This window comes from Hydrocarboniphaga sp. (assembly GCF_028291725.1).
Lineage (GTDB): Bacteria > Pseudomonadota > Gammaproteobacteria > Nevskiales > Nevskiaceae > Hydrocarboniphaga.
Genome location: NZ_JAQGNT010000051.1, coordinates 138,155 through 162,704, shown reverse-complemented (window position 1 = coordinate 162,704; position 24,550 = coordinate 138,155). Strand labels below are relative to the sequence as shown.

Below are 24,550 nucleotides of genomic sequence, written 5' to 3'. Positions count from 1 at the left end.
CCGATGCGGGCGCGCTGCTGCGTTGCAAATGCTCGCGATACCTACGGGTATCGCTGCGCTTTGCGCCTTGCATCGCGTCCCGCCTCGGGCGTCCCTCACCGCCAATTCCAATGATCCAGCGGACTAGCGCCGAAGCTTGCGCCGCTCAAATTGCAGCGATCGTGCCGAAAATATCGGCGCGCTGTCCCAAGGCTCTCGCTGGTTACAAGCCCTTGATCCCCGGACCAATCGAGCAGATTAACCTGGGCTTTGACGATGCGCCGACGCCAATTTCAGCAACGACCGCGCTTGACAACTGTTGAGATCGCGTCAAGTCAGGCAAGCACTTGTTGATTAGAAAACATCCCGCGGCCTACTGCGGAATGTGACGCAGGCCACGTGCTCAAGGCTTACCGCGCATGCGCCGCATGCAGGCCCGACGCTGATGGTTCGTCCGAAGACTCGTCCTGCTTGTCACCGAGATGGCCGTGCTTTTTCAGCAAGGTCCGCAGCACATTCCTGGAAAGGCCAAGCAGGGACGCGGCGCGGACCTGGTTGTAGCGGCTGTGGCGAAAAGCCTCATCGACGACGATGCGCTCCAATTCGTTGAACAGATCAGCGCCGGGCTCTAAAAGCAGACTCCGCACCGCTGCGGCCACCTGCTCTCGCGGGCTGAGTCGCGACGCGGCTGCACCGGCTCCCGTCGCCAGGGGCGAGGTGATGCCGTTGAGCTTCAGGTGCTCCAAGCGAATCTCGTCGGTCTTCGCTACCAGCAAAGCGAAATGGACGACGTTCTCGACCTCGCGGATATTACCCGGCCAGCCGTAGGCTTCCAGCGCACGGCGCGCCGAATCGGCCAACTGCGGCCGCGCGACTTTGAGCCGCCGGCTGTAGACGTCAAGAAAATGCGAAGCCAGCGGAACGATGTCGCCCGGCCTGTCGCGCAGCGGCGGCAGCTGAAGCTGGGCGATGTTCAGTCTGTAAAACAAATCCAGGCGAAAGCGACCCGCCGCCACCGCGTCGGCCAGATCGACATTGGTTGCTGCGACCAGGCGTATATCCACCGGGATCGATCGCTGCGATCCCAGACGCACGACTTCACGCTCCTGTAGTACGCGCAACAACTTGACCTGCAGGGCCAAGGGCAGATCGCCGATTTCGTCCAGGAATAGAGTTCCGCCGTTGGCCGACTCGAACCAGCCTTCGCGCCGGCGCACCGCCCCGGTGAAAGCACCCACCTCGTGGCCGAACAACTCGCTGTCGGCAAGCTGCTCGCTGATGGCGCCGCAATTCACCGCGAGAAACGGCCCCTTTCGCCCGCTGCGCTCATGGATGTGCCGGGCAACCAACTCTTTACCGGTACCGGTTTCACCGATGATCAGCACCGGCGCCTCACTGGGCGCCACCTGCTCAAGATACTTGAGGATTTCTTTCGATACGGGATCGACGAAGACCAGAGCCTTCGCCCGGATGGTCACCGGCTCCGAATTGGAACCGCGCAGTTGCAGAACAGGAGAATCATCGTAACCAAGCCGGCCCATTGTCCACTCCGTTAAACCAAGCCAACGGCGCCACTGCCGTTACTCATCAAAACATTTTATTAAAATTAGTCCTCTCTAACGAAATTCGATTTCGTATTTGGACTGAACCAATCAGCGAAGCAGTTGGATTTGCGGCGAGTAGCTTGGGGTAAGCGCAACGAATCCCAAGCTGTGCCCGCGCCGGTGTTGGGGTTCGCTGCGCTCACCCCAACCTACTCGGCTGGCTCAGAGCTTTCCTAGCCGAGCGAAAATTCGATCGGAAGCTCAACCGTGAAGTCGGTTGCATCGGGGTTCGCGCTCTCGGGCACAGCCGGAAATTTTCCGATACGCTTGAAGACTTCGCGGCACTCGTTGTCCAAAGCCAGGTAGCCGGCTTTCTGCACTATCCTGGCTTCGGAGATCGAGCCGTCGCGCGAGAACGTCACACGCACCTTGCACGATCCTTGTTCCGATTTGAGTTGGGACGAATTCGGATACTCCACGGTCTCCTGAACTTTCTCCTGCAGGTTGTCGAAGTACGCCGGCGGCACACTGGTGGCGATGACCCGAGCCGGCGCCGGCGCAGGGGCTTCGGCTTGCGGTGGCGGTGGTGGCGGCACGGCAATGACTTCCGGCGCAGGATCGGGCGCCGTCGTCACGATCTGTTGCGGCGGTGGCGGGACCAGAGGCTTCGGAGGGGGCGGCTTCACGATCTCCTTGGGCGGCGGTGGTGGTGGTGGTGGTGGCGGTGGCGGTGGCGGTGGAGCCAGTTCCACGAGCATCTGCTTGCGTTTGGGCTCGCTGACGTGCGCGCCTGGATGCACCAGATGAAGCACGTACAGGATCACGCCGACGTGAAACACGATGGAAACCGCGACACCCGGATTGAACGGCAGCTTTCCGGTACCGATTCTGGGGGCGTCCGCGCTGGCTAAAACAGTGGCGTTCATGGCGATGGCTGAGCGACTCGATTCGTTATTGCGCAGTGACCGTCACTGCTGGGCCTGCGACATCAGCGACACTTTGTAGAAGCCGGCGCCCGCAGCGAGCTTGAGCAGATCCCTGACCTTGTCGAACGCCACGCCCTTGTCGGCACGGATGTAGAGCAGATTGTCCGGCTGCGCTTGCGCGATCTGATACAGCTGAGTCGGTAGCTTGTCGTAGCTCAACTCCTGCACATGCCCTCCTCCGGTATCGATGTAGTAATTGCCTTCCAGGTCGAAGGACACGATCAGCGGATCTCGTGGTTTCCCCATCTCCTGCAACGACGCCTTGGGCAGGGCCACCGGCACCTGCGACAGCATCAGCGGCGTCGTCACCATGAAGATGATCAGCAGCACCAGCATCACGTCGACCAGCGGCGTCACGTTGATCTCGGCGATCGCACCACCGAGACTTTCATCGTCGTACAGACTGGATTTGCTGCTCACGGGCACAGGCTCACTTTGCTGAATCCGGCTTCGCCGACCACCGACATCAGATCGACGACGCGGTCATAAACCGAGTCCTTGTCCGCGCAGACGGTGATCAACTCGTTCGGGTTTTCCGCGGCGATCGAGCGCAGGCGCTGCGGCAGCTCCGTGTAGACAACAGCCTCTTTGGGATCGTCGTTTGTCTGGATGTAGTACTGGTTCTGCAGATCGAAATCGACCGTGATCTTCTGCGCAGGCTGGTCCGACGGGACCAGACTCGGCTTCGGCAGCGCGATCGGCAGCTGGCTCATCATCAGCGGCGCGGTGACCATGAAGATGATCAGCAGCACCAGCATCACGTCGACCAATGGCGTCACGTTGATCTCGGCAACCGGTCCAAGATCGCCCTCGTCGCTCAGCGAGGCGACTTTGACCGTGGCGCCCACCTAGGCCGCCTCGGCCGAGTAGACGCTGGCACCCACACCGCTGAGCGAATCGCTTTCCTGGTTGCGCGATTTGCTCGCCGCATGAGGTGCCGGCCTTTTTGCCGGGACGGCAGCGGCAGCAAGAGCCGGCGCAAAGCGCTTGGAAAGCCGGTTGGCATACACGCCTACGGCCGTATTCACGCGGCCCGAATAGCGGCCGAGGTTGGTGGCGAAGCTGTTGTAGGCCATGATCGAAGGAATCGCCGCCGCCAGGCCGATGCCGGTGGCGATCAGCGCTTCGGCGATACCGGGCGCGACCGTCGCCAGGCTCGTGTCATGTGCACCGGCGATGCCGGTGAAGGTGTTCATGATGCCCCACACGGTTCCGAACAGCCCGATGAAAGGAGCCGACGACCCCACAGTGGCAAGGAACGGCAGCCGCTTGCTGATGCGGCGCTGCTCAGCCGAAACCTGAAGCCGCATCGCATGTTCGATGCGCTCACGCACTTCATGCAGCGATTCGTGGTCATGATCACCGGAACCTTCCAGCCACTCCGCGTTGCCGGCGCGGATGACCGCGGTCAACGGATGCCGATCGGAATAGTTGATCACATCGTCCAGCGTTCCCGTCTCCAGCGTCTTTTCGAGTCGGGTGACCGCATTGAGCGCGGCGACGAATTGAAACAGTTTCTCGAGCATCACCGACCAGCACCACACCGAGAACACCACCAGAATCACGAGTATCGCCTTGACGACGGCATCAGCCTGCGCGATCAAGTGCTGAATGGATAGATCGGCCGGGTTGATAACTGAAGTGGGGTCCATCAGAAAACTCCTTTGACTAAACGCAAAAAACGGGTTGAGACGATGCGAGCGCTTGCATTCGTACCGCGATAGCGCAACGAACAAGCCATATCCACGCAAGCGCCCGAGATCGGCGACAGGCTCGCTCGGATCGGTTGTAGTGATTTGTTTCTGCGGCGAAATTTTTCGCATTTTCATGCGGTTATAAGCTCATGCAGGCCGACTGAACTGCATTTCTTTTGATCACGCTGCTGGCTTTTCAACACCTGTAGCAACACTGTGTTGAGCGCTGCCGGCAACAGTGAGCCGAGTTGAAGTCGCCATTGCCCGATGGCTCGCACAAAGCAAAACACCTCGCTGGCGCGCTGGCCGGCGAGGTGCAGGTTCATCGTTGGCCGAATCGTTGGTCGATACTCAGCCGAGCTTGCCGGTGAATACGATGCCGTACCACTGATATACCGCAGGGACCAGGCTATTCCAGGTTTGCGACTGCGGCGTGCGATCGTCGAACAGGTTCTTGACGACGACGTTCACGTCGAAAGTCCGGTCGGCCCGACCGATGCCGATCGCGAAATCGGTGATCGAGTTGTTCGGGATTTCCGCGTAGCTCGACAGGGCGATATCCGAATTGTAGTGACTCGCATAGTTGGTGTTGAAGCTGGTGTGGAACTCCTTCCGGGCAAACACCGGCACGCGATATTCGGCACCAATGTTGAACGTGTACTTCGAGCTGCCGGCGACCTGTTGCCCGGAGACATCGCGTGTCGGCTGGGTTGCGATCAGGGCAGGATCGAACTCCACCGGCTGGGCGGAATTCGGAAACTTCTTGTAGACCGCATCGTTGTACGCCGCGCTGAAACGGATCGAGGTATACGGGATGCCGGTGTAAGTGCCGTCGAGTTCCAGACCCTTCACCTGCACCTTGGGAACGTTGCCGGTAGCCGACACGTACACCGGCGTGATGCCTCCCTGCGCAGCGGTCGAATAGGGATCGAGGACGTTGACGCCCTGCTGATAGTTGGTGATGTTGTTGAGGAACATATCCGTATTCAGCAACAGCGTGTTGTTGAGCAGCGCCGATTTCAAACCCAGTTCGTAGGCGTTGTTCTTTTCGGGCTTTGCGTTCTGCGAAGTGCCATTGATGACCTGCGCGATTCCGGCCTTTTCGCCGTGCTGGTAGGAGATGTAGGCGGTCTGGTTCTTGTTGAGCTTGTAGCTGGGGCTGAAAACGTAGCTGGGCTGAATCTTGTGAATGCTTTGCGCCGACACCGGGCCCCAGACCACGCCGATCTGACCTTTGCGGATCGCCCTGGCGTCGGCGAGCTGCTGCTTCTGCGCCGTGCTGAGATCGCCGTAGCTCGCCACGTTGAAATACTTCAGCGCGGCGGCATTGGCCACGGCCAGTTGCTCGGCGGTGTTGCTCGCCACCAGCTGGTTAGTGCTATCGACGGTGAAGCCGCCCAGCGACACGCCGTTCACCACGTCCGGATTCAACTCGGGAGCGACTCCATTGTCACTGATGAAGCTGCTGGTCGTGTTTGTGCGGTTTTCCCGGGTAATACGCACGCCGGTGGTGAGCGTCAGCGGATCGCTCAAATGCCAATTGGCCGAGGCGTACACGGCTTCGCTGACGTTCTTGATCGACTGCGGCTGATTCTTGGCCAGGCCATTCAAGGACTCGGTCAGCAGGTAACGGCCGTTGCCGTCCGTATCGAGACGATTGTACTGCGCCGTGGTGGCAAACCAGGCGCCGGCGTCCGAACCCCAGCCGCTGGTTGGAGAACTGAGTTCGGTGCCATAGCCGATGGTGTTGCGGAACAGATAAAGACCCGCCTGGTAGTCGACGAACTTGCCGACCTGCGAGCCGACGCGGAACTCCTGGCTGGTCTGTTGATACTTGTCGTCCTTGCCACCACCCTGGACGCTGATGTCGAAGGGCGTGCCCTCATCGTTGCGCGCATCGAAGTGATAGCTGCGATACGCGGTGATCGAACTCAGCTGGTAATCGCCCAGCGTCCAGTTCACCTGCGCCGACGCGCCATTGGTATAAGTGATCAGCGGCAGCTGCGCATCGACATTGACGCTGCCGTTTCGCAAATAGTCTCCCAGGTAGCTGTAGCTGCCCTGCTGAGTGAACCAGCTTCTGGCCAGGCGGGTCGATGCGTCCGTCGTCAGCGTATTGGGCTTGCCGTCGGAATACTGCGTCGGCGTCGGCTTGTAGAACGTCGAAGCGTTGTAGTTCTCGAAGCCCTTGGGCTGGCTGTCGACACTGACCAAGGCATTGACACTGTCGCTGGGCCTGAGCAGAAACGATACGCGGCCGGCGACGCGATCGGTGCTGTAGAAAGTCTGATCCGGGTTGTACCGGTTCTTGATGTCGCCGTCGCCCTTGTTGACTACGAGCGAACCGCGCCAGGCCAGCAGATCGTCGATGACCGGGCCGCCGCCTCCGAGCGTGGCGATGATGGTCTTGTTCTCGCCAAAGGCCAGCGAATAGTCGGCCCCTGGTGTGAACGAAGGCTTGCGCGTCGTGACGATGATGTCGCCCATGTCGGCCGTCTTGCCGCCCTGGGTTCCCTGAGGCCCGCGCAGCACTTCGACCTTGTCGATGTCGTAGAAGTCGAAGCTGCCCAGCGGATTGAACGCATAAAAGACACCATCGACGACCACGCCGACGCTAGGATCCTGCGCCTCGGTCTGCGTGACTTTGCCGAGGCCGCGAATCGACAGACTGTAAGTGCGCGAGTTGCCGGCGTTGCGGCTGACATTGGCGGTGCGTTTTGTGATCGCGCCAAGGTCGGCTCCCGCCTGCGCCGCCAGATCGGCGCCGGTCACGACGGACGACGAAGACGGCACGTCCTTGAGCGCCGCCAGTGGCTTGGCCGCTTTGACTCTGACTTTCTTCAATTGCTTGGGCTGATCCGCGGTCGGCGCCGCCGCGACAGGAGCTTCTTCTTTTGGCGCCGCATCGGCAGCACCTTTCGCGGCGAGGGCTCGCTGATTGGCCTCCACCGCCTGCTTGAGCCGGTCGATCTCCGCCTGGATGTCCGCGACGCTGCGCGTATCGGCCGCCACCGTTTCCGCGGCGGATGACAGACCCGGCAGCATCATTGCCAGACCCGCCGCCAATGCGGAGATCGGGAACAAACGACTAGGGCTGTGTCGAAAGCGGCCAATCCGGACCTCGGTGTTTATCACGCTGTGCATCCCTATGGGTTGAGTTGGTACTGCTCGAAGCAGAGCCAGGGAGCAACGTTCATTCCAATGGTGCAATCGATTGCTTATATGCCTATTCGCATTGCGAACCGGATCGACAAGTCGATGAATACGCGCCGCAAAACCTGCAGTGGCGGCTTGCCGGCGACGGGAGATGCGAACACGCGCGCTCGACTGCAGAGCCGGCATCGTCGGCATGCCTGCTAAGTTCAGTTCAGCTGCTGTTGAATATTCAACAGCCGATCGGAGATCACCTCGGCGATCCAAACGGCATGCGGTGCGATCGAAGGCCGCGATTCATCCATCGATCTATTGATATGTGTGCATTCGTGCTCCTGCCTGTGTTTTACTGGCCGACTGTGAACCTTCGTCTGCGTCGCGGGCCGCTACACAAGCGGCTTTTCATGGATATTGGGTTCTCAAAATCACAGGAGTTTTCTTGAAATCGATCGCTCTACTCGCGACAGTGGCGGGCTTGGCCATCGCCACGTCGGCGCACGCCGATGAACAGCTGATGTCGCAAGCCGGCTGCATCGCCTGTCACCGCATCGATCAGAAGCTGGTCGGCCCGGCATTCAAGGACATCGCAGCCAAATACAAGACAAGATCCGATGCCGCCAGCTACCTTTTCGACAAGGTGCGCAATGGCAGCGAGGACATCTGGGGCGACATCCCGATGCCGGCGAAAAGTCCGGAGCACTTGTCCGACGAGCAGTTGAAGGCAGTCATCGACTGGCTGCTGACGCTGTAGAAGCGCGCTCGAAAGCACGCCGGCAAGCGCTTGCGCGGCAAGCAGCAAATCGCTGTTTGAATTGCCGCTTTTTCAGCAGAGCTTGAATCTGTCCGACACGAAAGCGCCGCAGGCATGCGCCACATTCTGACCAAAACTTTCTTGCGGATGAATGGCCTGTAGCCGTCCCGCGATGGCGGCGACGATGTCGGCGTCCATGGCTTGCTCCTTGCTCAAAGCGCGCTTCATTCTTCCAAGGATTCAAGCCATGCGCCGATTGACACCGCTTGCTCTCGCCGTCGCCTCATTTGTTCTTGCCACCGGATGCCAGCGCGAGAACGGCACGCTGCAATCAGCCTCCAAAACGCTGGGCGCGAGCGATCTGAAATCGATCGAGTTCTCGGCGACCGGGCGCTGGTTCCAGTTTGGACAGGCACCTGCGCCGGATCTGGCCTGGCCGCCATTCGACGTGAGCCGCTATACCGCGACGATCGACTACGACCATGCCGGCGCGCGGGTGCAGATCACGCGCAAGCAGACCGTCGAGGCGGGGCGTGCGCGGCCCGCAGCTGTCGAGCAAAAGCCCGATCAATATGTCAGCGGCGGGCTCGCATGGAATATTGCACCACCCGCCGGCGCGCCCGCCGATGCAGCGCCGGTCGCGCAGACGCAGCCGGCCGCCGTCGAAGAACGCAGCGCGGAAATCTGGTCCACGCCACAGGGCTTTCTGAAAGCGGCCGCGGTGAACCGCGCAAGCAGCAAAGCCATCAACGGCGGCACCGAGGTTTCTTTCACGGTCGGCAAGGAGCGCTACGTCGGCACGATCAACGCGCACAACGAAGTCGAACGTGTACAGACCTGGATCGACAATCCGGTGCTAGGCGATACGCTGATCGAGACCCGCTACTCCGACTACAAGAAATTCAACGGCATCTCGTTCCCGGCGCACATCGTCCGCACCGAAGGCGGCTTTCCGGTGCTGGATTTGAACGTCGCGACGGTCACGCCGAACGCGCTGGTCGACATCAAGGTGCCGGACGCGGTCAACGCTACGCCGGTTCCGCCGATCACGGTAACGGTGGAAACGCTGGCGCCGGGCGTGCTGTATCTGCGCGGCGGAACGCATCACAGCGTCGTCATCGAGCAGACCGATCATATCGTCGTCGTCGAAGCGCCATTGAACGAAGCCCGCTCGGAAGCGGTGATCGCCAAGGTCAAGGAAACTTTTCCGAACAAGCCGATCCGATACCTGATCAACACGCATGCGCACTTCGATCATTCCGGCGGCTTGCGCACCTATGTCGATGCCGGTGCGACCATCGTCACTGAGCAGGCCAACAGGGCCTACTACGAAACCGTATGGGCGGCGCCGCACAGCATCGCGCCCGACAAGCTGGCGCAGTCCAAAAAGGCCTCGGTGTTCGACACGTTCACCGACAAGCACGTGCTCAGTGATGGCAAGCGCAGCATCGAGATCTATCGGATCAACGGCAGCGGCCACAACGATGCGTTCGCGCTGATCTACCTGCCGACCGAGAAGATCCTGATCGAGGCCGATGCCTACACACCGACGGCGCCGGGCGCGCCTGCGCCGACGTCGATTAATCCCTATTCGGTGAACCTGTACGACAACATTCAGCGCCTGAAGCTGGACGTCGACCAGATCGCCGCGATACATGGCCCGGGCGTGGTGAAGCTCACCGATCTGCAGGCAGCGATCGCGCCCAAGTCCTGAGGTTTTCCCGGTGCAGCGTGTAGGTTGGGGTGAGCGCAGCGAACCCCAACCTACACGCTCGTTACGGCTGCAACTGCCCGCGAATCTCGCCGCCCTTGTTGGCCGCGCTGTGCACGTTCACGTAGAGCTTGCCGGCCTTGAAGCTTTCGTAGTCGGCATCGCTGAGCGTGGTGCCGGCCGGAACGTTCCATTCGTTGTCGGCCAGCTTGTTCAGCGTGACCACCGGGCCACCCTTCTGGCCGGCCACGCCGACGTGGATATGCGCCACCGTCGCATCGGCAAGACCGCTGGTCTTCACGGTTCCGGTCAGCGACCTGTCGTCCGCCACGGAAAAGCTGCCGACCCCGGTCGCGCTGGTCGTCACCGCTGGCGTCTCCTGATCTCCACTCAGTTTCACTTTCACATCGCCTGCATGGGCCGCGCCGATGCTCAGCGCCAGCAGAACGAGGGTGGCGGCACTACCGGCGGCGCGGTACATCTTGATTGTGTGATTCATCAGTTCTCTCCAAAGGGTTTTTAGAAAAGTGGGTGGCGGTTGTTTCCGTCCAAGAACGGCACGAACGAGTGGTAGGCTTTCGGCAGGCGGCCCCCGATGTTCAAGCACGCAGATTCTTCTCGAAGAAAGCGATGGTCCGCTGCCAGGCCAGCCTGGCGGCGGCTTCGTCGTAGCGCGGCGTCGTGTCGTTGTTGAAACCGTGCTCGACACCAGGATAGATGAAGGCTTCGTACTGGACGTGCGCCGTTTTCAGCGCGGCCTCGTAGGCCGGCCAGCCGGCGCCGATGCGCTCGTCCTTGCCCGCGTATTGCAGCAGCAGCGGCGCCTTGATCCTGGCTGCGTCTTCGGCTGATGGCTGCGCGCCGTAGAACGGCACCGCCGCCGCCAGATCCGGCACCCGCGTCGCCAGGAAGTTGGCAATGCCGCCGCCATAGCAGAAGCCGACAACGCCGACTTTTCCGTTGCCCTGCGGCAGCTTCTTCAGCACGTCTTCCGCCGCCAGAAAATCCGCGCGTGTCTTGGCCTGGTCGAGCGTGCCGAACAGCTCGCGCGCCTTGTCCTCGTCGCCGGGATAACCGCCTAGTGGAAACAGCGCGTCCGGCGCGAAGGCGATGAAGTTGTCCAGTGCCAGCCGCCGCGCGATGTCCTCGATGTGCGGATTGAGCCCGCGATTCTCGTGCACGACCAGCACCGTCGGCAGCTTGCCCTTGGCCTTCGCCGGCTGCACCAGATAGCCGCGCAGCTTGCCGTAGCCCTCCGGCGACGGGTAGTCGACATAGCTCGTTATCAGACGCGCATCGTCCACCGGAACCTGTTGCGCCTCGGCGAAATTCGGGCTTAGGGACTCGAGCAAGGCTTCGGCGGTGACGCCGGCGATCACGAACTTGCCGGCGCTCTGCAGAAAACCGCGGCGCGAGAGTTGCCCGTGCACGTATTGGTCGAACAGTTTCAGAGCTTCGGGATGAAAGTCTTTGGCGGTCTTGCGGGTCATCGGGAGCTTTCTCTTGTTGGTGTTGGCGCGTGTAGGTTGGGGTGAGCGCAGCGAACCCCAACCTGTGTCCGCGCCGATGTTGGGGTTCGCTGCGCTCACCCCAACCTACTCGGCTACTTCGCGCGGCCCTTGTAGCCCGGCGTCAGCACGGCGATCTTGTACGCCGCGCCGCGGCCGACGGCGTACAGGGTCCTCTTGCCGGCACCGGCGAACGCGAGGTTCTGCGGCTGCTTGGGCAGCGCGATGATGCCAAGTGCTTTGCCATGATCGGAGAACACCTGTATGCCCAGACTGGTGGCGACGTAGACACGCCCTTTGGAATCGACCGCGAGGCCGTCGGCGCCGCTGGTGATGCCGGTCTCGGTGGGCTTCACGCCATCGAGCCTGGCGAAGCTGCGGCGGGGACCGATGGCGCCGTCCTTGCCGATGTCGTAGGCCAGCACGTACTCGCCATTGGTGTTGGCGACGTACAGCACTTTCTCATCCGGGCTCAGCTGAATACCGTTGGGCCTCTCGATATCGGCGGCGATGCGCGTCAGCGCGCCGGCCGCCGATATCCGATATACCGCCGGTTTCGCCACTGCTGAGGTCGGCGCCGGCTGATCGGGCCGGGCCTGCGCACCGGAGTCGGTGAAGTAGACGACCTGGTTCTTATCGATGACGAGGTCGTTGGGACGGCCGAAGGCCTTGCCTTCGAAATTGTCGGCCAGCACTTTCACCTTGTCCGCGGGGAATACGATGCCGACACGCGTCTGTAGCGTCTGCACCGCATAGAGAACGCCATCGGCGGAGAAAGCCAGGGCGTTGACGCCGTTGGTGTTGTCGAGAAAGCTCGAGGTGCTGCCGTCGGCCGCGATCTGGGTAACGCGATTGGCTTGGTTTTCGGTAAACAGCAGGCTGTTGTTCGCATAGGCGATCGGGCCCTCGGTGCCGGTGAAGCCGTCCTTGATCAGCTCGATCGGGGTGCCGGCGGCCACCACGCCGGCGATCGCCGGCGTGGTCGTTACGGCCTGATCTTCGGCAAGCGCCGAGCCGATCAGCATGAAACCGCCCATAGCAGCGGCGATTGTAGATAGACGTGACATCGAAATATTCCTGGTAGTTTTTTTGTATGCGTAAGTTCAGCTGTGCGCGAGCCGCTGCACCGCTTCCAGCGACTTGGCGACGTTGTCAGCCGGCGTCACGCCGCCGATCGTCTCGGCGATCTTGCCGTCGGAAGTGACGATGAAGGTGGTGCGCTCGGCGAAGCCGTGATCGATATCGACGCCGCGCGTGTCCTTCTTGCCCGGCGCCGCGTCGCGCACCGTCAGCTCGAATGCCTTGGCGATCGCACCGTCGGCGTCGGAGGCGACCGGAAATTTGCCGGCGCAATACTGCGGATCGGCCGAGAACTCGTTGAGCCGCGCGATGCTGTCGAGCGAGACGCCGATGATCGTCGCGCCGGCGGCAGCGAACTTGTCGCTCTCCACCGAGAACGTATGCGCCTGCAGGTTGCAGCCGCCGGTGTAGGCCGAAGGATAGAAGTAGACCACCACCGGCCCTTTCTTCAGCGCGTCCTTCAGCGAGAACGCGAATGCCTTGCCGGCCAGCGAGGCCTGCGCCTTGAATTCCGGCGCGGCCTGCCCGTCCTTCAATGCGGCGAACGCCGGCAGCGTGATCGCAACGGACAGCACACAGATCGACAGGAAACGTTTCATGAAATCCTCCATGGATCGCCCAATGATGGTTTAAAGCAGCGGCGATGATCGCCGTGTTATTTGGTCAGCGGCTTGTAGAGATCGTGACAGCTCTTGCAGTTCTTCGAGATGTCGCGCGCAGTGGCGGCAGCACCGTCGAAATTGCGCGCGCCAATCTGCGCTTCCGCTGTCGATACCAGCGCCAGCGCATCGCGCGCGATTTTCACGGCATCGTCGGTACCTCCCTTTTTCTCGAAATAGTCCTGCGTTTGCAGCAAGGTCTTGCGTAGCACGTCCAGATCGGCCAATGCGATCTCGGCATTGCCGGCACCCAGCACCGGCCCCAGATCCTTATTCGCATCGTCCATGTCACGCATGCTGTCGTCATCGAAATCGCTCAGATCGATCTGAGCCAGCACCAAGCCACTTACCAGTCCACTCGACAAAGCTGCCACCAGTCCCACCAAACCCAGCCACTTACGCATTTGCGACTTTCTTCCTCAGGGAAAAAAGCCCGGGAGGTGCGCCTCCCGGGCAAAGCCGTCTACTCAACGGTGGGAGTGCTTGTCAGTGCCCGGCTAGGCAATCAACTCGTGCACGACCTCGCCATAAACTACGGTCGGACGCTCGGAACGGCCGTTGTTGAGGAACGTCGTCTTCAAGTGATCCAGGCCCATCAGGTTGAGCACGGTGGCGTGCAGGTCGTAGGTATCGACCGCCTTGCCGACCGACTTCAGGCCGATCTCGTCGGTCTCGCCATGGGTGTAGCCGGCCTTGGAACCGCCGCCCGCCATCCACTGCGTGTAACCCCAGGGATTGTGATCGCGGCCGTTGCCGCTCTGGCCATAGGAGGTGCGGCCGAACTCGGACGTCCACACCACCAGCGTCGTCTCCAGCAAGCCGCGCGACTGCAGATCGGCGAGCAGGCCGGCAATCGGCTTGTCGACCATGCGCGCGTTGGCGCCGTGGTTCTTCTCCAGCTCCTTGTGCGCGTCCCAGGAGATCTCCTCTCCCTCCACGTCCACCGGCCCGGTGACCACCTGCACGAAGCGCACTCCGCGCTCGACCAGGCGACGGGCTTTCAGCAGGTTGGCGCCGTAGTCCTTGACGTTGGCGTCGTCATCGTTGATGCCGTACAGATCCTTGGTCGCGTCGGATTCCTTGTTCAGATCGACTGCCTCCGGCGCTGCCGATTCCATGCGATAGGCCAGCTCGTAGGAGTTCAGTCGGGCCTGCAGTTCGGTGTCCTTCGGATAACGCGCGGCGCCACGCTCGTTCAGCAGCTTGAGCAGATCGAGGTTGTCGCGCTGCTGGACAACGGAATTGAGCTCCGGGCGATCGAGGTTGAGAATCGGCGAGGGCCCCGGACGGAACGGCGTGCCCTGATACACCGCGGGCAGGAAGCCCGAACTCCAGTTCACCGATCCCGCCTGCGGCTCTTTCTTGCCGCCATACAGCACGACATACGGCGGAAGATCAGGATTGGCAGAGCCGAGCGCGTAAGAGACCCAGGCGCCGAGCGTCGGCCGGCCGGGGTTCAGATCGCCGGTATTGAGCTTGAGTATCGAGATGTCGTGCGTGGCGCCGATGGTGGTGCTGGCCTTGATGAAAGCCAGCTTGTCAGCGTGCTGAGCGAGGTTCGGCAGCAGGTCCGAGAAATAGGCGCCGCTCTCTCCGTATTGCTTCCACGTGCGGTTCGATGCGTAGAGCTTGCCCACGCCGCCCTGCGTGCTGGTCTTGATGCCCGTCAGAAAAGAGTCGGGCACTTCCTGCCCGGCGAGCTTCACCAGCTGCGGCTTGTAGTCGTACAGGTCCAGCGTGCTGGGCGCGCCATTCTGATGGAGCCAGATAACCGACTTCGCCTTGGCTGGAAAATGGGTCGGCTTCGGTGCCAGCGGGTCCACCAGATCGGATGCACGGGCCACTGAAAGTCCTGCCGGCAACAGGCCGCTCAGCGCGAACCCGCCGAGGCCAAGCCCCGCATTGACCAGAAGATCACGACGCGTTGTTTTGATGCTCATGTCTGCTTTCCTTTGTGTATGAAGCCCAGCAATTGCATGTGAAATCAGAATTTGTAGCTGAACTCGTTGGAGTTCACGATGGTGTGCACCAGATCGACGAACGCGGATTCACGAATCGGATCGGTGATGACGAGCGGTTTTGCGTCAGCCTGCTTGCCGGGCGTGTAGCTCACCGGCAGCGCGATCGCCAGCTTGCCGTCGGTCGCTTTTGAAGCGATCACTTTTTCGTGGCTCTTCAGGAAGGCGACGAACGTGGTCTTCTCGATCGCATCCGGATTGCGCGCGAACAGGATTTGGTACAGAAGATCCAGGCGTGCGGAATCCTTGTCGCCCGCTTCGCGAATCACCCTACCCGCCAGGGCCTGCGACCAGGCGAACACCAGATCGCTGTTGTACAAGGTCAGAGCCTGCAGCGGCGTGGTCGTCACGTCGCGCTTGCTGTGCACCTGCTGCGAGGACGCCATGTCGAAAGTGTCCAGCATCGGGTAGGCAACGCTGCGGCGAGTGAAGATGTACAGGCTGCGGCGATTCCAGTCGTCCTCGTTTTTCGAAACCTTCCATAGATTGCCGGCGTCGAGGCCCTTGGGAATCGGTGGGAACACGCTGGGACCACCAACGACATCGTTGAGCCTGCCCGAGGCCAGCAGCAGCGAATCGCGAATCTCTTCGGCGTCCAGACGACGGCGCGGGAACACCGCCAGCAGCTTGTTCTCCGGATCGGCCTTGTAAGCATCTTCACGGGCGTTGGAAGACTCGCGATAGACGCTCGACACCAGAACCTGGCGCTGCAGCTTCTTCACGTCCCAGCCGCTTTTCACAAAACTGTCGGCGAGATAGTCGAGCAGTTCCGGATTCGTCGGCTTGTCACCGGCGCGGCCGAAATCGCTGACCGACTTGACGATGCCCGAGCCGAAGTACTGCGCCCAGACGCGATTCACATAGACCCGGGCGGTCAAGGGGTTCTGTGGGCTGGCAATCCAGTTGGCCAAGGCCGTGCGGCGTCCCGACGAGAACTCATGGCCCAGCGCCGTGACCGCAGGCACGATGACCGGCTTGGCTCCGTTGGCGATGGCGGCTGGAAAGCCCGGCTGCACTTCCTCCTCGGGCCGCTCCTGGCTGCCGCCGAAGAATCGGAACGTCGGCGGCGAGTCCGCACGGCCAAGCTCGGTCATCGCGGTGATCTTGTCGGAGCCGCTTTCAGGCTTGAGCTTGTCGTACTGCTTCAGCTGCTCGGTGAGCTTTTTGTAGTTTTGCAGCCGCTTATCGTTTTCTTCGGTGTAGCCCGGGTTGTCCTTGTTGGCACCGACGTCGCGCAGATACGTCAGATAGTCGTCCTCGCGCGTCACGTTGGCGAGGCGGTGATTGACCCAGCGGTCCTGCGCGGTCCACTCGCTCGCCGGCTTGAAGATCGCCTCGCGGCTGTCCGTCAGGTACCGTTCCTTGTGGTACTTGTAGGCCACGTCCCGGATCGGATCGAGCAGGGCTTTCTGCTGGTCGCGAATGTCCTTGGTCGCCGCCTGGTATTTGGCCTGCGCCTGCTTGTAGGACTCCTCGTAGCTGCCGACAGCGGCCGAAATATCGTTGACTTCGCTGGTGTTGGCGAAGAACGCCTGCAGCTGGAAGTATTCCTTCTGCGATACCTTGTCGAACTTGTGATCGTGGCAACGGGCGCAGCCGACGGTCTGCGCCAGAAACACCTGGCCGGTGGTGTCGGTCATGTCGGTGGTGATCTGGTACTTGCGCTGCAGCAGATCCCGCGAGTTGTAGTTGTCAGGATAGCCGGCCAGGAAATCGGTCGCGATCAAGGCCTCCTTGTTTCCAGGGGCCAGTTCGTCACCGGCCAGCTGTTCCTTGACGAACTGGTCGTAGGGTTTGTCGTTGTTGAACGCATCGATCACGTAGTCGCGGTAGCGCCACATGTTCGGCCGCGTCACGTCGTTCTGGAACCCGGAGCTGTCGGCATAACGTGCCAGATCCAGCCAGCGCCGCGCCTGGCGTTCGCCGTACTTCGGCGAGGCGAGCAGACGGTCCGCGAGCTTGTCGTAGGCGTCCGGCGAGCGATCGTTGACGAAGGCCTTCACCTCTTCCGGCGTCGGGATCACGCCCCAGACATCGAGAGTCGCGCGGCGAATGAAGATCGCGCGATCCGCGTCGGGCGAAGGCTTGATTCCTTTTTCTTCCAACTTCGCCAGAACGAAACCATCGACCGGAGTGCGCACCCACTTCTTGTTCTTCACCACCGGCTCGGCGGGACGCTTCACCAGCTGGTACGACCAGAGCCCTGCCTTGACCGGCGCAGCCGCTGGCTTGACATCGGCCACCTTGACGTCGGCAGCGGTGGCGACATTGGCTTGTTGCGGCGTCGCCGCTTCCGCAGGCAGCGCCACGTTGCCTTCAGGCACGCCGCCAGCGGCAGCAGCCGCTGTTGCGATGGATGCACCGAGTAGCAATGCGAAATAGGTTTGACTGATCTTCATTCGGCTGTCCCTGATACAGATCGCGAGTTCATCGTTGATGGAGCTGGGGTAAACAGGCAGCCATTGCCTGACATCGCAACGAGCTGTCGATGCCGAATTGCAACTCGCGAGCCATTTGCGAGGCTGCAGACACATCGTCTTTCGATCCATGCAAGTGACTGTAATTGCGAGACTATTTTTTGCGAAAACACGCGCAGCCAAGTTTGAACAGGCTCAATCGGATGGATGCCGGACGACGCCTGCTGCCTATTCAGCATCGGATTCAACAACACTGCTGCCCTTCAGACAGACGTCTGTCGATTGAGGTGACGCGCGCGCAGGCCGGCAATCCTTTTCCGACGTGAGGCCCCAGTTGCGCATCGAAGGTACACGTCGGCAAAGGATTGCCGACCTACGATTGCGACGGCCGCGTCACGGTGTTGGAGCGGAGCGGCGTAGATGCAGCCGGTCAGAACGCCTGGATATCGGCGGCCGGAGCGTGCTCGACGATCCAGGCGAGAGCGCCGCAAAGAGCGGCGATCAGCAGCGCCGCAAGCCAAAGCCGCGAGGATTCGATCGACTCGTTCGCAGCGTTGCTGCGAAGCGCTTTTCGGCCGGTCCACATCGCCTTCAGCAGACGCTCCTTCTTCAGCAGCAGGTGCACCAGAACCGCGGCGACATGAACCGCAATCGCGATGGCGATCCAGTCGAACAGCTGGCGATGCAGGCTCGTCAGCAGCAGGCTGCGAGAGTCGCTGACATAAGCATAGAGCGGCCCGACACTGGCGATCTCGTCATTGCTGAACAGGCCGACGATCGCCTGCGTCAGCAGCGTCGCCATCAGCACAACCACCATGATCGCACCCAGCGGATTGTGCCCGGCGAAATGCTGATCATCACCCCGCAACAGTGCGCGCGTGTAGCGCAAGGTCTCGGTGGGGCCGCGCAGAAAATTCCGGAACCTGGCGTGCCGGGTACCGACCAGTCCCCACAACAGGCGAAAGCCAACCAGGATCAGAACCGCATACCCGCACCAGACGTGGTAACGAAAATAGGCGACGCCCAGCTTGTTGGTGACGTAGCTGGCGATCACCGCGGCAACCAGCGCCCAGTGAAACACTCGCACGGGAATATCCCATACGAGCCTCTGCACCTCGTGCGCGGTCTCCCGCCGCGAATCCGACGGGGACTCCGACACCCCTTCGGCCGACCTGATCATCGACATGGCCCTGGCCTACTTGGCTTTGAAGTCCTCGTGGCAGCCTTTGCAATCCTTGCCCACGGCCGCCGCCGCAGTTTTGAAAGCGTCGGAGCCGGTGTTGTCTTTGCCGACCAGCTGAGCCAGCGCCACGGCATGATCCTGAAACGTCTTCAGCTTCTGATCGAAGTCCGCACGGTGGCTCCATATCTCCGGCTTCGCCTTGGTGTCGCCGCTGCTGGAAATATCGGGAAACGCATCGGTCAGCAGCGGAGCGAGAAACGCCACGCGCTCGGCGCGTTTCTGCACGTCGGCGGCGTCGTAGGGCGTCTTGCCCTGCAGCGTTTCGCCGATCGGCCGGAAGTTGGCGCCGATCAGCGTGAAGATCGCCTTGCGAACTTCGATGGCCTGCCGCGCCGCCGGCGGCGCGGCGTTGGGTGCGGGCGCATCTTGCGCGACGGCGAGTGTGCTGATTGCGCCAAGCAACACTGCGCCGCCTGCGGCGGCGAGCCATGAAGCCGAGACCGATGGATATCTCATATGTCCTGTTGTTATTGCCGATGGGTTTGGAGGCGGAGAACGCCGTTAGCGGACCTGGGAGCGCAACATGCGCGCCATCCCCGAATGAACTTGCTCATCGGTCCGGGCCAGCCATATTGACCTGCGTAATCCCTTGCATCGAAAGGTGTTTCTTCGACGGTCGATGATCAATGTCAATCCGACGGATGCGGTGATTTACCCGAGTCGGCCGCCTGCCTGTTGAAACTGAAACAGTTCCGCAGGCAATTTGCTTGGCATGCAACACGTCGACCGCCGATGTCGTTCGAGACAGCGCGGCACACCGCCGCGAACCCGAGCGGGCCGCTAACAACCGCAGTCGAACTCGTCGATCAGACGCTTCGGTGCCCGCATCCGCCAGGCTTCAGCGAGGGCGTGTTGTAAGACGTCGATTCCTCGACGCCGGGAAAGCGCTGCGCAACACGCAACAGCTTGCGCCATTGCGCAGCGGCGGCGCCTTTCAGCTCGGCCACTGCCATGCGAATGCCGCGCCGCTGACGAGGCCATAGATCAGCGCGTCTAGCAGATCCTTGGCGACGCTGCCCCAGGTCTGCCCTTTCCAGATGCCGCTGGTGAGGCTGCCGACGCCGTAGGCGAGAAACGTGGTCAGCGCGGTCACGTGAAACAGGTGATGGCTGTTGACGCCGGTGATACCGACGGCCGAACACGCCACATGCGCCACCAGCGCCGCGACAACAACATTGAGCACGAACCACTGGCCCAGCGTCGGGCCCATCTTGGGTATGCCGTTGGGCCGCACATGGATGAACCCGACCGGGCCTTCCACCCACTTGGCCTGCATCTCCGGCGACTGCATCTCCTTCATGCCCAGACAGTACGGAATCACGTATTGCCCGGGCTTGGACACTGAGGCCCGCAGCGCGGCGCGAACCGCGTCCTCGTCGGCGAGCTTGCCGTAGTCGGAGTTGTGCCACTTGAAGACCATGTGGATCAGGCTGCTGCTGACAAACACCAGGATCGCGGCGACCAGCACCGGTAACGCGAGATGAACAAGCATTTCGTACTCCCCCAGAACGTCATGCGGATGGCGTTCGCAGTCTGTCACGGCGCCATCGCGGAGTGAAGCCGGTTTTTACAGGGCGCGCAATGGGCGGCAATTCACACCAAGCCCGCAGGGCCGCTTGAAACGGCGCGCAGCACCCCTCTAAGCTGGGGCCGCGTGTATGGGGCACGCCTTCACTTTCACTACCAAGGGGAATCATGTCTATCTTTCGCACGGCCTCCGCCGCGGCCGGCCTGCTGCTGTCCGTCTGTACTTCTGCCGTCTTTGCCCAGGCACCGATGGTGCAGCTAGCCTATCCGGTCCATGCCGGCCTGGGTTTTGTGCTGGAAGGCGCCGGTGAATTCGGCGGCGATCACATCGCCACGGTCACTTTCACCGACGACTCCGATCAGACCGTCGATGCCGGTGACGGCGTCACGATTTCGGGCGGCGCGCATTTTCATACGGAGTCCAACTGGGATTTCCGCGGCACCGTCGGCTACAAGTACGTCACGACCAAGGCCAATAACGCCGACATCTACGTCGATCGCATCGTGCTCAAAGCCGTCGCGGATTATTTCTTCAACAGCAAGTGGTATGTCGGCGGCGGCATCGTGCATCACAGCGGCATCAAGTTTCACGGCGACGATCTCGGGCCCGATCTCGACTTCGACGACGCCACCGGCGGCACGATAGAAGCGGGCTGGTCGTTTGTGGCGTTGACGTACACGTTCATGGATTACCAGGACGAGTTCGGCAACAAGTACAACGCCAACAATATCGGCATCCTGTTTATCGGCCGCTTCTGACGCAGGACGGCGCGTCTTACTTCGGAGCAGATCACACGGCTCCGAGCGATGTGAGCAAGGGCCGCTCCATGCGGCCCTTGCTATTTGCATGGCAGTGTCCCGACATGAGCTCGACGCGCCGCCCGAGGCTGTATTCAGGGCCAGTTCAAGAGTTGGGGCCTTATGATCCGCAAGCGGACGAATGCCGAGCCGTAGCCTCGTTTCCTTGGATTTTCCCCGCGTGCCGGCGATCGCGTCGTCAGTCGATGTTTCTGTAAACAACCACCTGGGGGAATCACTGAAAATGAAAAAAATACTGATCATCGCTGGACTGGCGGCATTGGCCTCACCGGCATTCGCCGCCGACATCGGCGTCTCCGTCAACGTAGGTCAGCCAGGTTTCTATGGCCAGATCAACATCGGCGATTTCCCGCAGCCGCGCGTGATCTACGAAAGGCCGGTCATCATCAGACAGCAGGTCGAATACGTGGGTGGGCCTGTGTATCTGCGCGTGCCGCCTGGCCATGAGAAGCATTGGGACAAACATTGCGCCAGCTACAACGCCTGTGGACGGCCGGTCTACTTCGTCCGGGACGATTGGTATACCAACGAATACGCGCCGCACTACCGGCAGAGCCACGGCGGCGGCTATGACCATGACCATGACCATGGCGACGACCATGGTCATGACGATGACCACGGTCATGGCAACAACGGGCATGGCAATGGCCACGGTAACGGCAACGGCAATGGCCCGGGCAAGAAAGGCAAGTAAGCAGTAACCATAGCCACTCCCGCCGCTTCACTGCTGCGGCGGAGCCGGGAGTGGCGCCGCGCCGGATACAGTCCGCTGCGCGCGGCCTGCCGTCCAACAGCCGGTTGCCGGCATCCGATAGTCGGTCCAGCGTCGGTGACGCCGAGGCGTACAGTGTTCGTCGGCCGATCGCTGTTGCCGCATGGCTTGCAAGGAAGCTTTAGAGATCAAGGACGGTGCGTCCGTCATTTTCCTGGGAATTTGCCTTGTGAGCATCGCAACCCTCTTGCGTTCGGGCCGATATCGGGCAGCGTTGCCTTGAGCCCGAGCTACAACCTGATCCTGGTTCTGCTGTCGTACATCGTCGCGGTGTCGGCATCGTTCGTCGCCCTGGACATGGCCGGCCGCGTGTCGTCCAGCACCGGCAAAACGGTGACGCGGCTGTGGCTGGGGGCCGGCGCTTGCGCGATGGGCCTTGGCATCTGGTCGATGCATTTCGTCGGCATGCTCGCGCTGCGTTTACCGATCGCCGTGTCCTATGACCTTGCCGACACCGCGCTGTCCGCGCTGTTCGCGGTGGCGGCCTCGGCGATCGCACTCAACGTGCTCCGGACCGGCGATCTGCCCCTGGCGCGCCTGCTGCCCGCCGGTGTCGCCATGGGCAGCGGCATCGTCGCGATGCACTACAGCGGTATGGCGGCGCTGCAGGTGCTCCCCGGCCCGCGCTACAACCCGGTACTGGTCACCGCTTCCATGGTGATCGCCGTCGGTGCATCGATCGTGGCGCTGTACATCGCCGCCCGGCTGCGCCGCGAAACCATTGTGACCGCATTCCGCGAGAAGGCCGGCGGCGCGCTGGTGATGGGCATGGCGATCACCGGCATGCACTACACCGGCATGGCGGCGACCGCTTTTGCTCCCGACACGATCTGCTTCGGCGATCCGTCCAAGCTCAGTAACGGCATGATCGCGAGCGCCGTCGGTGTCTGTGTTCTGCTGTTTCTGACCGGCACGCTGCTGGCCGCGCTGACCGATGCCCGTTTGGCCGAGCGCACTGTTGCACTGGCGCGCTCGACGGATCAAAACCTGGAATTGGAGGCGCGCGTACTCGAGCGCACCGCGAAAGTCCGCGAATCCGAGCATGCTCTGCACGCCATGATGCAGAACGCGACGCGCGACCGGGACAAGGCCGAGGCCGCGCTCGCCGAGTTGCAGCGTGCGGTAACACAGCGCACTCAGCTGGAAGACCGGGTGCGCGAGCAGGCCTCGCTGCTGGACAAGGCGCGGGATGCGATCGTCGTTCGCGGAATCGATTCGCGCATTCTTTACTGGAACCAGGGCGCGGAGCGCATCTACGGCTGGGCCGCAGGCGAAGTTCTGGGCCTGTCGGCCGAAACCCTGCTGCATCGGGACCCGGCCGAGTACGGTGCCGCGATGGCTGCTCTGATCGAAACCGGAGAATGGCGCGGGCGCATCGTCCAGCAGCGCAAGGACGGCAGCACGCTGATCGTCGAGCGCCATTCGACGCTGGTGCGCGACGAAGAGGGGCGGCCCAAATCGGTGTTGTCGATCAGCACCGACATCACCAAGCGGGTCTCGATCGAGGAGCAGCTGCAACAATCGCAGCGGCTCGAAACGGTGGGCCAGCTGACCGGTGGCGTCGCCCACGATTTCAACAATCTGCTGACGGTGATCCTGGGCAATGCCGAGATCCTCGTCGAGCAACTGGAAGCTCAGCCTCAACTGCGGATGCTGGCCGAGATGAACTGCAGCGCCGCGCGGCGCGGTGCCGACCTGACGCATCGGTTGCTGGCCTTTGCCCGGTGTCAGGCGCTGGAACCCAGCTCGGTCGACGTCGTCGCGCTGGTTGCGAACATGGCCGCCCTGCTGAAACAGACGATGAGCGAGGCGATCATCATCCAGCGCAGCAGTGCCGATACAGTACCACCGGCCTTGGTCGATCCATCGCAACTCGAGAACGCCATCCTCAACCTGTGCATCAACGCAAGAGACTCGATGGCGGGCATGCCCTCGCGGCATATCACCATCAGCATTGATCAGGCCGTGCTCGACTCCGCCGACATCAGCGGGCACATCGACGTCAGCGCAGGGCACTATGTCCGCGTCGCGGTATCCGACAACGGCCTCGGGATTGCCCAGCAGAATCTGAAGCGCGTGTTCGATCCGTTTTTCACGACCAAGGAGTTCGGCAAGGGGACCGGGCTGGGCCTGTCGATGGTCTACGGCTTCGTCAAGCAATCGCATGGCCATGTTTCGATCGAGTCCGAAGTCGGCAAGGGCACATCGGTACAGATGTACCTGCCGATTTCCCAGCAGCCCGCTTCCGCCGCCGCCGCCGGGCCGGTGGCAAAAAGCGCCACGGTCGGCGGCTCGGAAACCGTACTGCTGGTCGAGGACGAGGAGTTGCTGCGGATCTTCGCCAAGACTCAACTCGACGGTCTTGGCTATCGGGTGATCACCGCGGCCAACGGGGATGTCGCACTGGAAGCGATGCGGCTCAACCCGGATATCGATCTGTTGTTCACCGACGTGGTCATGCCCGGCGGCATGAACGGCGCCGATCTGGCACGGGCAGCCCGCAAGATTCAACCCGATCTCAAAGTCCTGTATACCTCGGGCTACACCGACAATGCGGCACTGACGCAGTGCGGCCTGAGCGGCGAAGTGCACTTCCTCGGCAAGCCCTATCAGCGCGCCGAGCTGGCTCAGAAGCTGCGGTCCGCACTCGCGACTCCGGTATGCGAGACATGTTGAGCCTGCCCGATCC

General features: G+C 61.7%; 24 protein-coding genes. 6 read left to right on the top strand and 18 right to left on the bottom strand.

The features are described from left to right. On the top strand, positions 1 to 302 hold a 302-nt coding region (locus tag JWQ90_RS14835; RefSeq protein WP_299695582.1), incomplete at its 5' end, for a hypothetical protein. Between the two features lie 87 nt (positions 303 to 389). Here JWQ90_RS14835 and JWQ90_RS14830 read toward each other — a convergent pair. The 7 genes from JWQ90_RS14830 to JWQ90_RS14800 all read right to left on the bottom strand — a co-directional run bounded on the left by JWQ90_RS14830 (position 390) and on the right by JWQ90_RS14800 (position 7,251). Beyond that, positions 390 to 1,520, bottom strand: a complete 1,131-nt coding sequence (locus JWQ90_RS14830; RefSeq protein ID WP_299695580.1) for a sigma-54 dependent transcriptional regulator — start codon at positions 1,518 to 1,520, stop codon at positions 390 to 392. Positions 1,521 to 1,756: 236 nt separating this feature from the next. Further along, positions 1,757 to 2,449: a TonB family protein gene (locus JWQ90_RS14825; protein ID WP_299695578.1), complete on the bottom strand. Its 693-nt coding sequence runs from the start codon at positions 2,447 to 2,449 to the stop codon at positions 1,757 to 1,759. 42 nt (positions 2,450 to 2,491) lie between these two features. Further along, positions 2,492 to 2,929, bottom strand: a complete 438-nt coding sequence (locus tag JWQ90_RS14820) for a biopolymer transporter ExbD (protein WP_299695576.1) — start codon at positions 2,927 to 2,929, stop codon at positions 2,492 to 2,494. Beyond that, positions 2,926 to 3,357 (bottom strand): biopolymer transporter ExbD, encoded by a 432-nt coding sequence (locus JWQ90_RS14815; protein WP_299695574.1) that lies wholly within the window; start codon positions 3,355 to 3,357, stop codon positions 2,926 to 2,928. Before JWQ90_RS14815 ends, JWQ90_RS14820 begins: the two co-directional genes overlap by 4 nt. Next, positions 3,358 to 4,161 (bottom strand): MotA/TolQ/ExbB proton channel family protein, encoded by an 804-nt coding sequence (locus JWQ90_RS14810; RefSeq protein WP_299695572.1) that lies wholly within the window; start codon positions 4,159 to 4,161, stop codon positions 3,358 to 3,360. It abuts the gene before it with no gap. 173 nt (positions 4,162 to 4,334) lie between these two features. Next, positions 4,335 to 4,529 (bottom strand): hypothetical protein, encoded by a 195-nt coding sequence (locus tag JWQ90_RS14805; protein WP_299695570.1) that lies wholly within the window; start codon positions 4,527 to 4,529, stop codon positions 4,335 to 4,337. A 25-nt stretch (positions 4,530 to 4,554) separates the two neighbouring features. Beyond that, positions 4,555 to 7,251, bottom strand: a complete 2,697-nt coding sequence (locus JWQ90_RS14800; RefSeq protein ID WP_299695568.1) for a TonB-dependent receptor — start codon at positions 7,249 to 7,251, stop codon at positions 4,555 to 4,557. A 544-nt stretch (positions 7,252 to 7,795) separates the two neighbouring features. Here JWQ90_RS14800 and JWQ90_RS14795 point away from each other — a divergent pair. Then, positions 7,796 to 8,107 carry a c-type cytochrome gene (locus tag JWQ90_RS14795; protein ID WP_299695566.1) on the top strand — a complete coding sequence of 104 codons (312 nt, stop codon included), beginning with the start codon at positions 7,796 to 7,798 and terminating at the stop codon, positions 8,105 to 8,107. Between the two features lie 72 nt (positions 8,108 to 8,179). Here JWQ90_RS14795 and JWQ90_RS14790 read toward each other — a convergent pair whose 3' ends face one another. Then, entirely contained in the window at positions 8,180 to 8,305 is a 126-nt protein-coding gene (locus tag JWQ90_RS14790; RefSeq protein WP_299695564.1) for a hypothetical protein, read from the bottom strand. A 49-nt stretch (positions 8,306 to 8,354) separates the two neighbouring features. On the opposite strand from JWQ90_RS14790, the gene JWQ90_RS14785 reads away from it, so the two are divergent. Continuing rightward, entirely contained in the window at positions 8,355 to 9,821 is a 1,467-nt protein-coding gene (locus tag JWQ90_RS14785; RefSeq protein WP_299695562.1) for an MBL fold metallo-hydrolase, read from the top strand. A gap of 61 nt (positions 9,822 to 9,882) precedes the next feature. Here the strand turns inward: JWQ90_RS14785 and JWQ90_RS14780 are convergent, their stop codons facing one another. From JWQ90_RS14780 to JWQ90_RS14735, 10 genes are all read right to left on the bottom strand, one after another. Then, positions 9,883 to 10,317 carry a CHRD domain-containing protein gene (locus JWQ90_RS14780; RefSeq protein WP_299695561.1) on the bottom strand — a complete coding sequence of 145 codons (435 nt, stop codon included), beginning with the start codon at positions 10,315 to 10,317 and terminating at the stop codon, positions 9,883 to 9,885. A gap of 100 nt (positions 10,318 to 10,417) precedes the next feature. Beyond that, positions 10,418 to 11,308 carry a dienelactone hydrolase family protein gene (locus JWQ90_RS14775; protein ID WP_299695559.1) on the bottom strand — a complete coding sequence of 297 codons (891 nt, stop codon included), beginning with the start codon at positions 11,306 to 11,308 and terminating at the stop codon, positions 10,418 to 10,420. 113 nt (positions 11,309 to 11,421) lie between these two features. Further along, the gene (locus tag JWQ90_RS14770; RefSeq protein ID WP_299695557.1) at positions 11,422 to 12,393 is read right to left on the bottom strand and encodes an SMP-30/gluconolactonase/LRE family protein; all 972 of its coding nucleotides are present in this window, start codon (positions 12,391 to 12,393) and stop codon (positions 11,422 to 11,424) included. Positions 12,394 to 12,429: 36 nt separating this feature from the next. Then, positions 12,430 to 13,005 (bottom strand): peroxiredoxin, encoded by a 576-nt coding sequence (locus JWQ90_RS14765; protein WP_299695555.1) that lies wholly within the window; start codon positions 13,003 to 13,005, stop codon positions 12,430 to 12,432. A 56-nt stretch (positions 13,006 to 13,061) separates the two neighbouring features. Further along, a complete protein-coding gene (locus JWQ90_RS14760; protein WP_299695553.1) occupies positions 13,062 to 13,469 on the bottom strand; it encodes a hypothetical protein in 408 nt (135 codons plus the stop codon). A 93-nt stretch (positions 13,470 to 13,562) separates the two neighbouring features. After that, positions 13,563 to 15,005 carry a DUF1501 domain-containing protein gene (locus JWQ90_RS14755; RefSeq protein WP_299695551.1) on the bottom strand — a complete coding sequence of 481 codons (1,443 nt, stop codon included), beginning with the start codon at positions 15,003 to 15,005 and terminating at the stop codon, positions 13,563 to 13,565. 44 nt (positions 15,006 to 15,049) lie between these two features. Continuing rightward, on the bottom strand, positions 15,050 to 17,482 hold the full coding sequence (locus tag JWQ90_RS14750; protein WP_299695549.1) for a DUF1549 and DUF1553 domain-containing protein: 2,433 nt from the start codon (positions 17,480 to 17,482) through the stop codon (positions 15,050 to 15,052). A 448-nt stretch (positions 17,483 to 17,930) separates the two neighbouring features. Next, positions 17,931 to 18,686 carry a cytochrome b/b6 domain-containing protein gene (locus tag JWQ90_RS14745; RefSeq protein WP_299695547.1) on the bottom strand — a complete coding sequence of 252 codons (756 nt, stop codon included), beginning with the start codon at positions 18,684 to 18,686 and terminating at the stop codon, positions 17,931 to 17,933. A 9-nt stretch (positions 18,687 to 18,695) separates the two neighbouring features. After that, positions 18,696 to 19,199: a cytochrome c gene (locus JWQ90_RS14740; RefSeq protein WP_299695545.1), complete on the bottom strand. Its 504-nt coding sequence runs from the start codon at positions 19,197 to 19,199 to the stop codon at positions 18,696 to 18,698. A 478-nt stretch (positions 19,200 to 19,677) separates the two neighbouring features. Continuing rightward, positions 19,678 to 20,235 carry a hypothetical protein gene (locus JWQ90_RS14735; protein ID WP_299695543.1) on the bottom strand — a complete coding sequence of 186 codons (558 nt, stop codon included), beginning with the start codon at positions 20,233 to 20,235 and terminating at the stop codon, positions 19,678 to 19,680. Between the two features lie 203 nt (positions 20,236 to 20,438). On the opposite strand from JWQ90_RS14735, the gene JWQ90_RS14730 reads away from it, so the two are divergent. The 3 genes from JWQ90_RS14730 (at position 20,439) to JWQ90_RS14720 (ending at position 24,537) form a co-directional block, all read left to right on the top strand. Continuing rightward, the gene (locus JWQ90_RS14730; protein ID WP_299695541.1) at positions 20,439 to 21,029 is read left to right on the top strand and encodes a hypothetical protein; all 591 of its coding nucleotides are present in this window, start codon (positions 20,439 to 20,441) and stop codon (positions 21,027 to 21,029) included. Between the two features lie 283 nt (positions 21,030 to 21,312). Continuing rightward, positions 21,313 to 21,783, top strand: a complete 471-nt coding sequence (locus JWQ90_RS14725) for a hypothetical protein (protein WP_299695539.1) — start codon at positions 21,313 to 21,315, stop codon at positions 21,781 to 21,783. A 297-nt stretch (positions 21,784 to 22,080) separates the two neighbouring features. After that, entirely contained in the window at positions 22,081 to 24,537 is a 2,457-nt protein-coding gene (locus JWQ90_RS14720) for an MHYT domain-containing protein (RefSeq protein WP_299695537.1), read from the top strand. Positions 24,538 to 24,550: the final 13 nt, after the last annotated feature.

Bases quoted from the DNA above. Each gene is read 5' to 3' on its own strand.
- JWQ90_RS14765 (WP_299695555.1), bottom strand. From the start codon at position 13,005: ATGAAACGTTTCCTGTCGATCTGTGTGCTGTCCGTTGCGATCACGCTG.
- JWQ90_RS14730 (WP_299695541.1), top strand. From the start codon at position 20,439: ATGTCTATCTTTCGCACGGCCTCCGCCGCGGCCGGCCTGCTGCTGTCC.
- JWQ90_RS14775 (WP_299695559.1), bottom strand. From the start codon at position 11,308: ATGACCCGCAAGACCGCCAAAGACTTTCATCCCGAAGCTCTGAAACTG.
- JWQ90_RS14800 (WP_299695568.1), bottom strand. From the start codon at position 7,251: ATGATGCTGCCGGGTCTGTCATCCGCCGCGGAAACGGTGGCGGCCGAT.
- JWQ90_RS14735 (WP_299695543.1), bottom strand. From the start codon at position 20,235: ATGCTTGTTCATCTCGCGTTACCGGTGCTGGTCGCCGCGATCCTGGTG.
- JWQ90_RS14830 (WP_299695580.1), bottom strand. From the start codon at position 1,520: ATGGGCCGGCTTGGTTACGATGATTCTCCTGTTCTGCAACTGCGCGGT.
- JWQ90_RS14785 (WP_299695562.1), top strand. From the start codon at position 8,355: ATGCGCCGATTGACACCGCTTGCTCTCGCCGTCGCCTCATTTGTTCTT.
- JWQ90_RS14810 (WP_299695572.1), bottom strand. From the start codon at position 4,161: ATGGACCCCACTTCAGTTATCAACCCGGCCGATCTATCCATTCAGCAC.
- JWQ90_RS14755 (WP_299695551.1), bottom strand. From the start codon at position 15,005: ATGAGCATCAAAACAACGCGTCGTGATCTTCTGGTCAATGCGGGGCTT.
- JWQ90_RS14745 (WP_299695547.1), bottom strand. From the start codon at position 18,686: ATGTCGATGATCAGGTCGGCCGAAGGGGTGTCGGAGTCCCCGTCGGAT.
- JWQ90_RS14780 (WP_299695561.1), bottom strand. From the start codon at position 10,317: ATGAATCACACAATCAAGATGTACCGCGCCGCCGGTAGTGCCGCCACC.
- JWQ90_RS14725 (WP_299695539.1), top strand. From the start codon at position 21,313: ATGAAAAAAATACTGATCATCGCTGGACTGGCGGCATTGGCCTCACCG.
- JWQ90_RS14740 (WP_299695545.1), bottom strand. From the start codon at position 19,199: ATGAGATATCCATCGGTCTCGGCTTCATGGCTCGCCGCCGCAGGCGGC.
- JWQ90_RS14760 (WP_299695553.1), bottom strand. From the start codon at position 13,469: ATGCGTAAGTGGCTGGGTTTGGTGGGACTGGTGGCAGCTTTGTCGAGT.
- JWQ90_RS14825 (WP_299695578.1), bottom strand. From the start codon at position 2,449: ATGAACGCCACTGTTTTAGCCAGCGCGGACGCCCCCAGAATCGGTACC.
- JWQ90_RS14750 (WP_299695549.1), bottom strand. From the start codon at position 17,482: ATGAAGATCAGTCAAACCTATTTCGCATTGCTACTCGGTGCATCCATC.
- JWQ90_RS14790 (WP_299695564.1), bottom strand. From the start codon at position 8,305: ATGGACGCCGACATCGTCGCCGCCATCGCGGGACGGCTACAGGCCATT.
- JWQ90_RS14770 (WP_299695557.1), bottom strand. From the start codon at position 12,393: ATGTCACGTCTATCTACAATCGCCGCTGCTATGGGCGGTTTCATGCTG.
- JWQ90_RS14805 (WP_299695570.1), bottom strand. From the start codon at position 4,529: ATGAACCTGCACCTCGCCGGCCAGCGCGCCAGCGAGGTGTTTTGCTTT.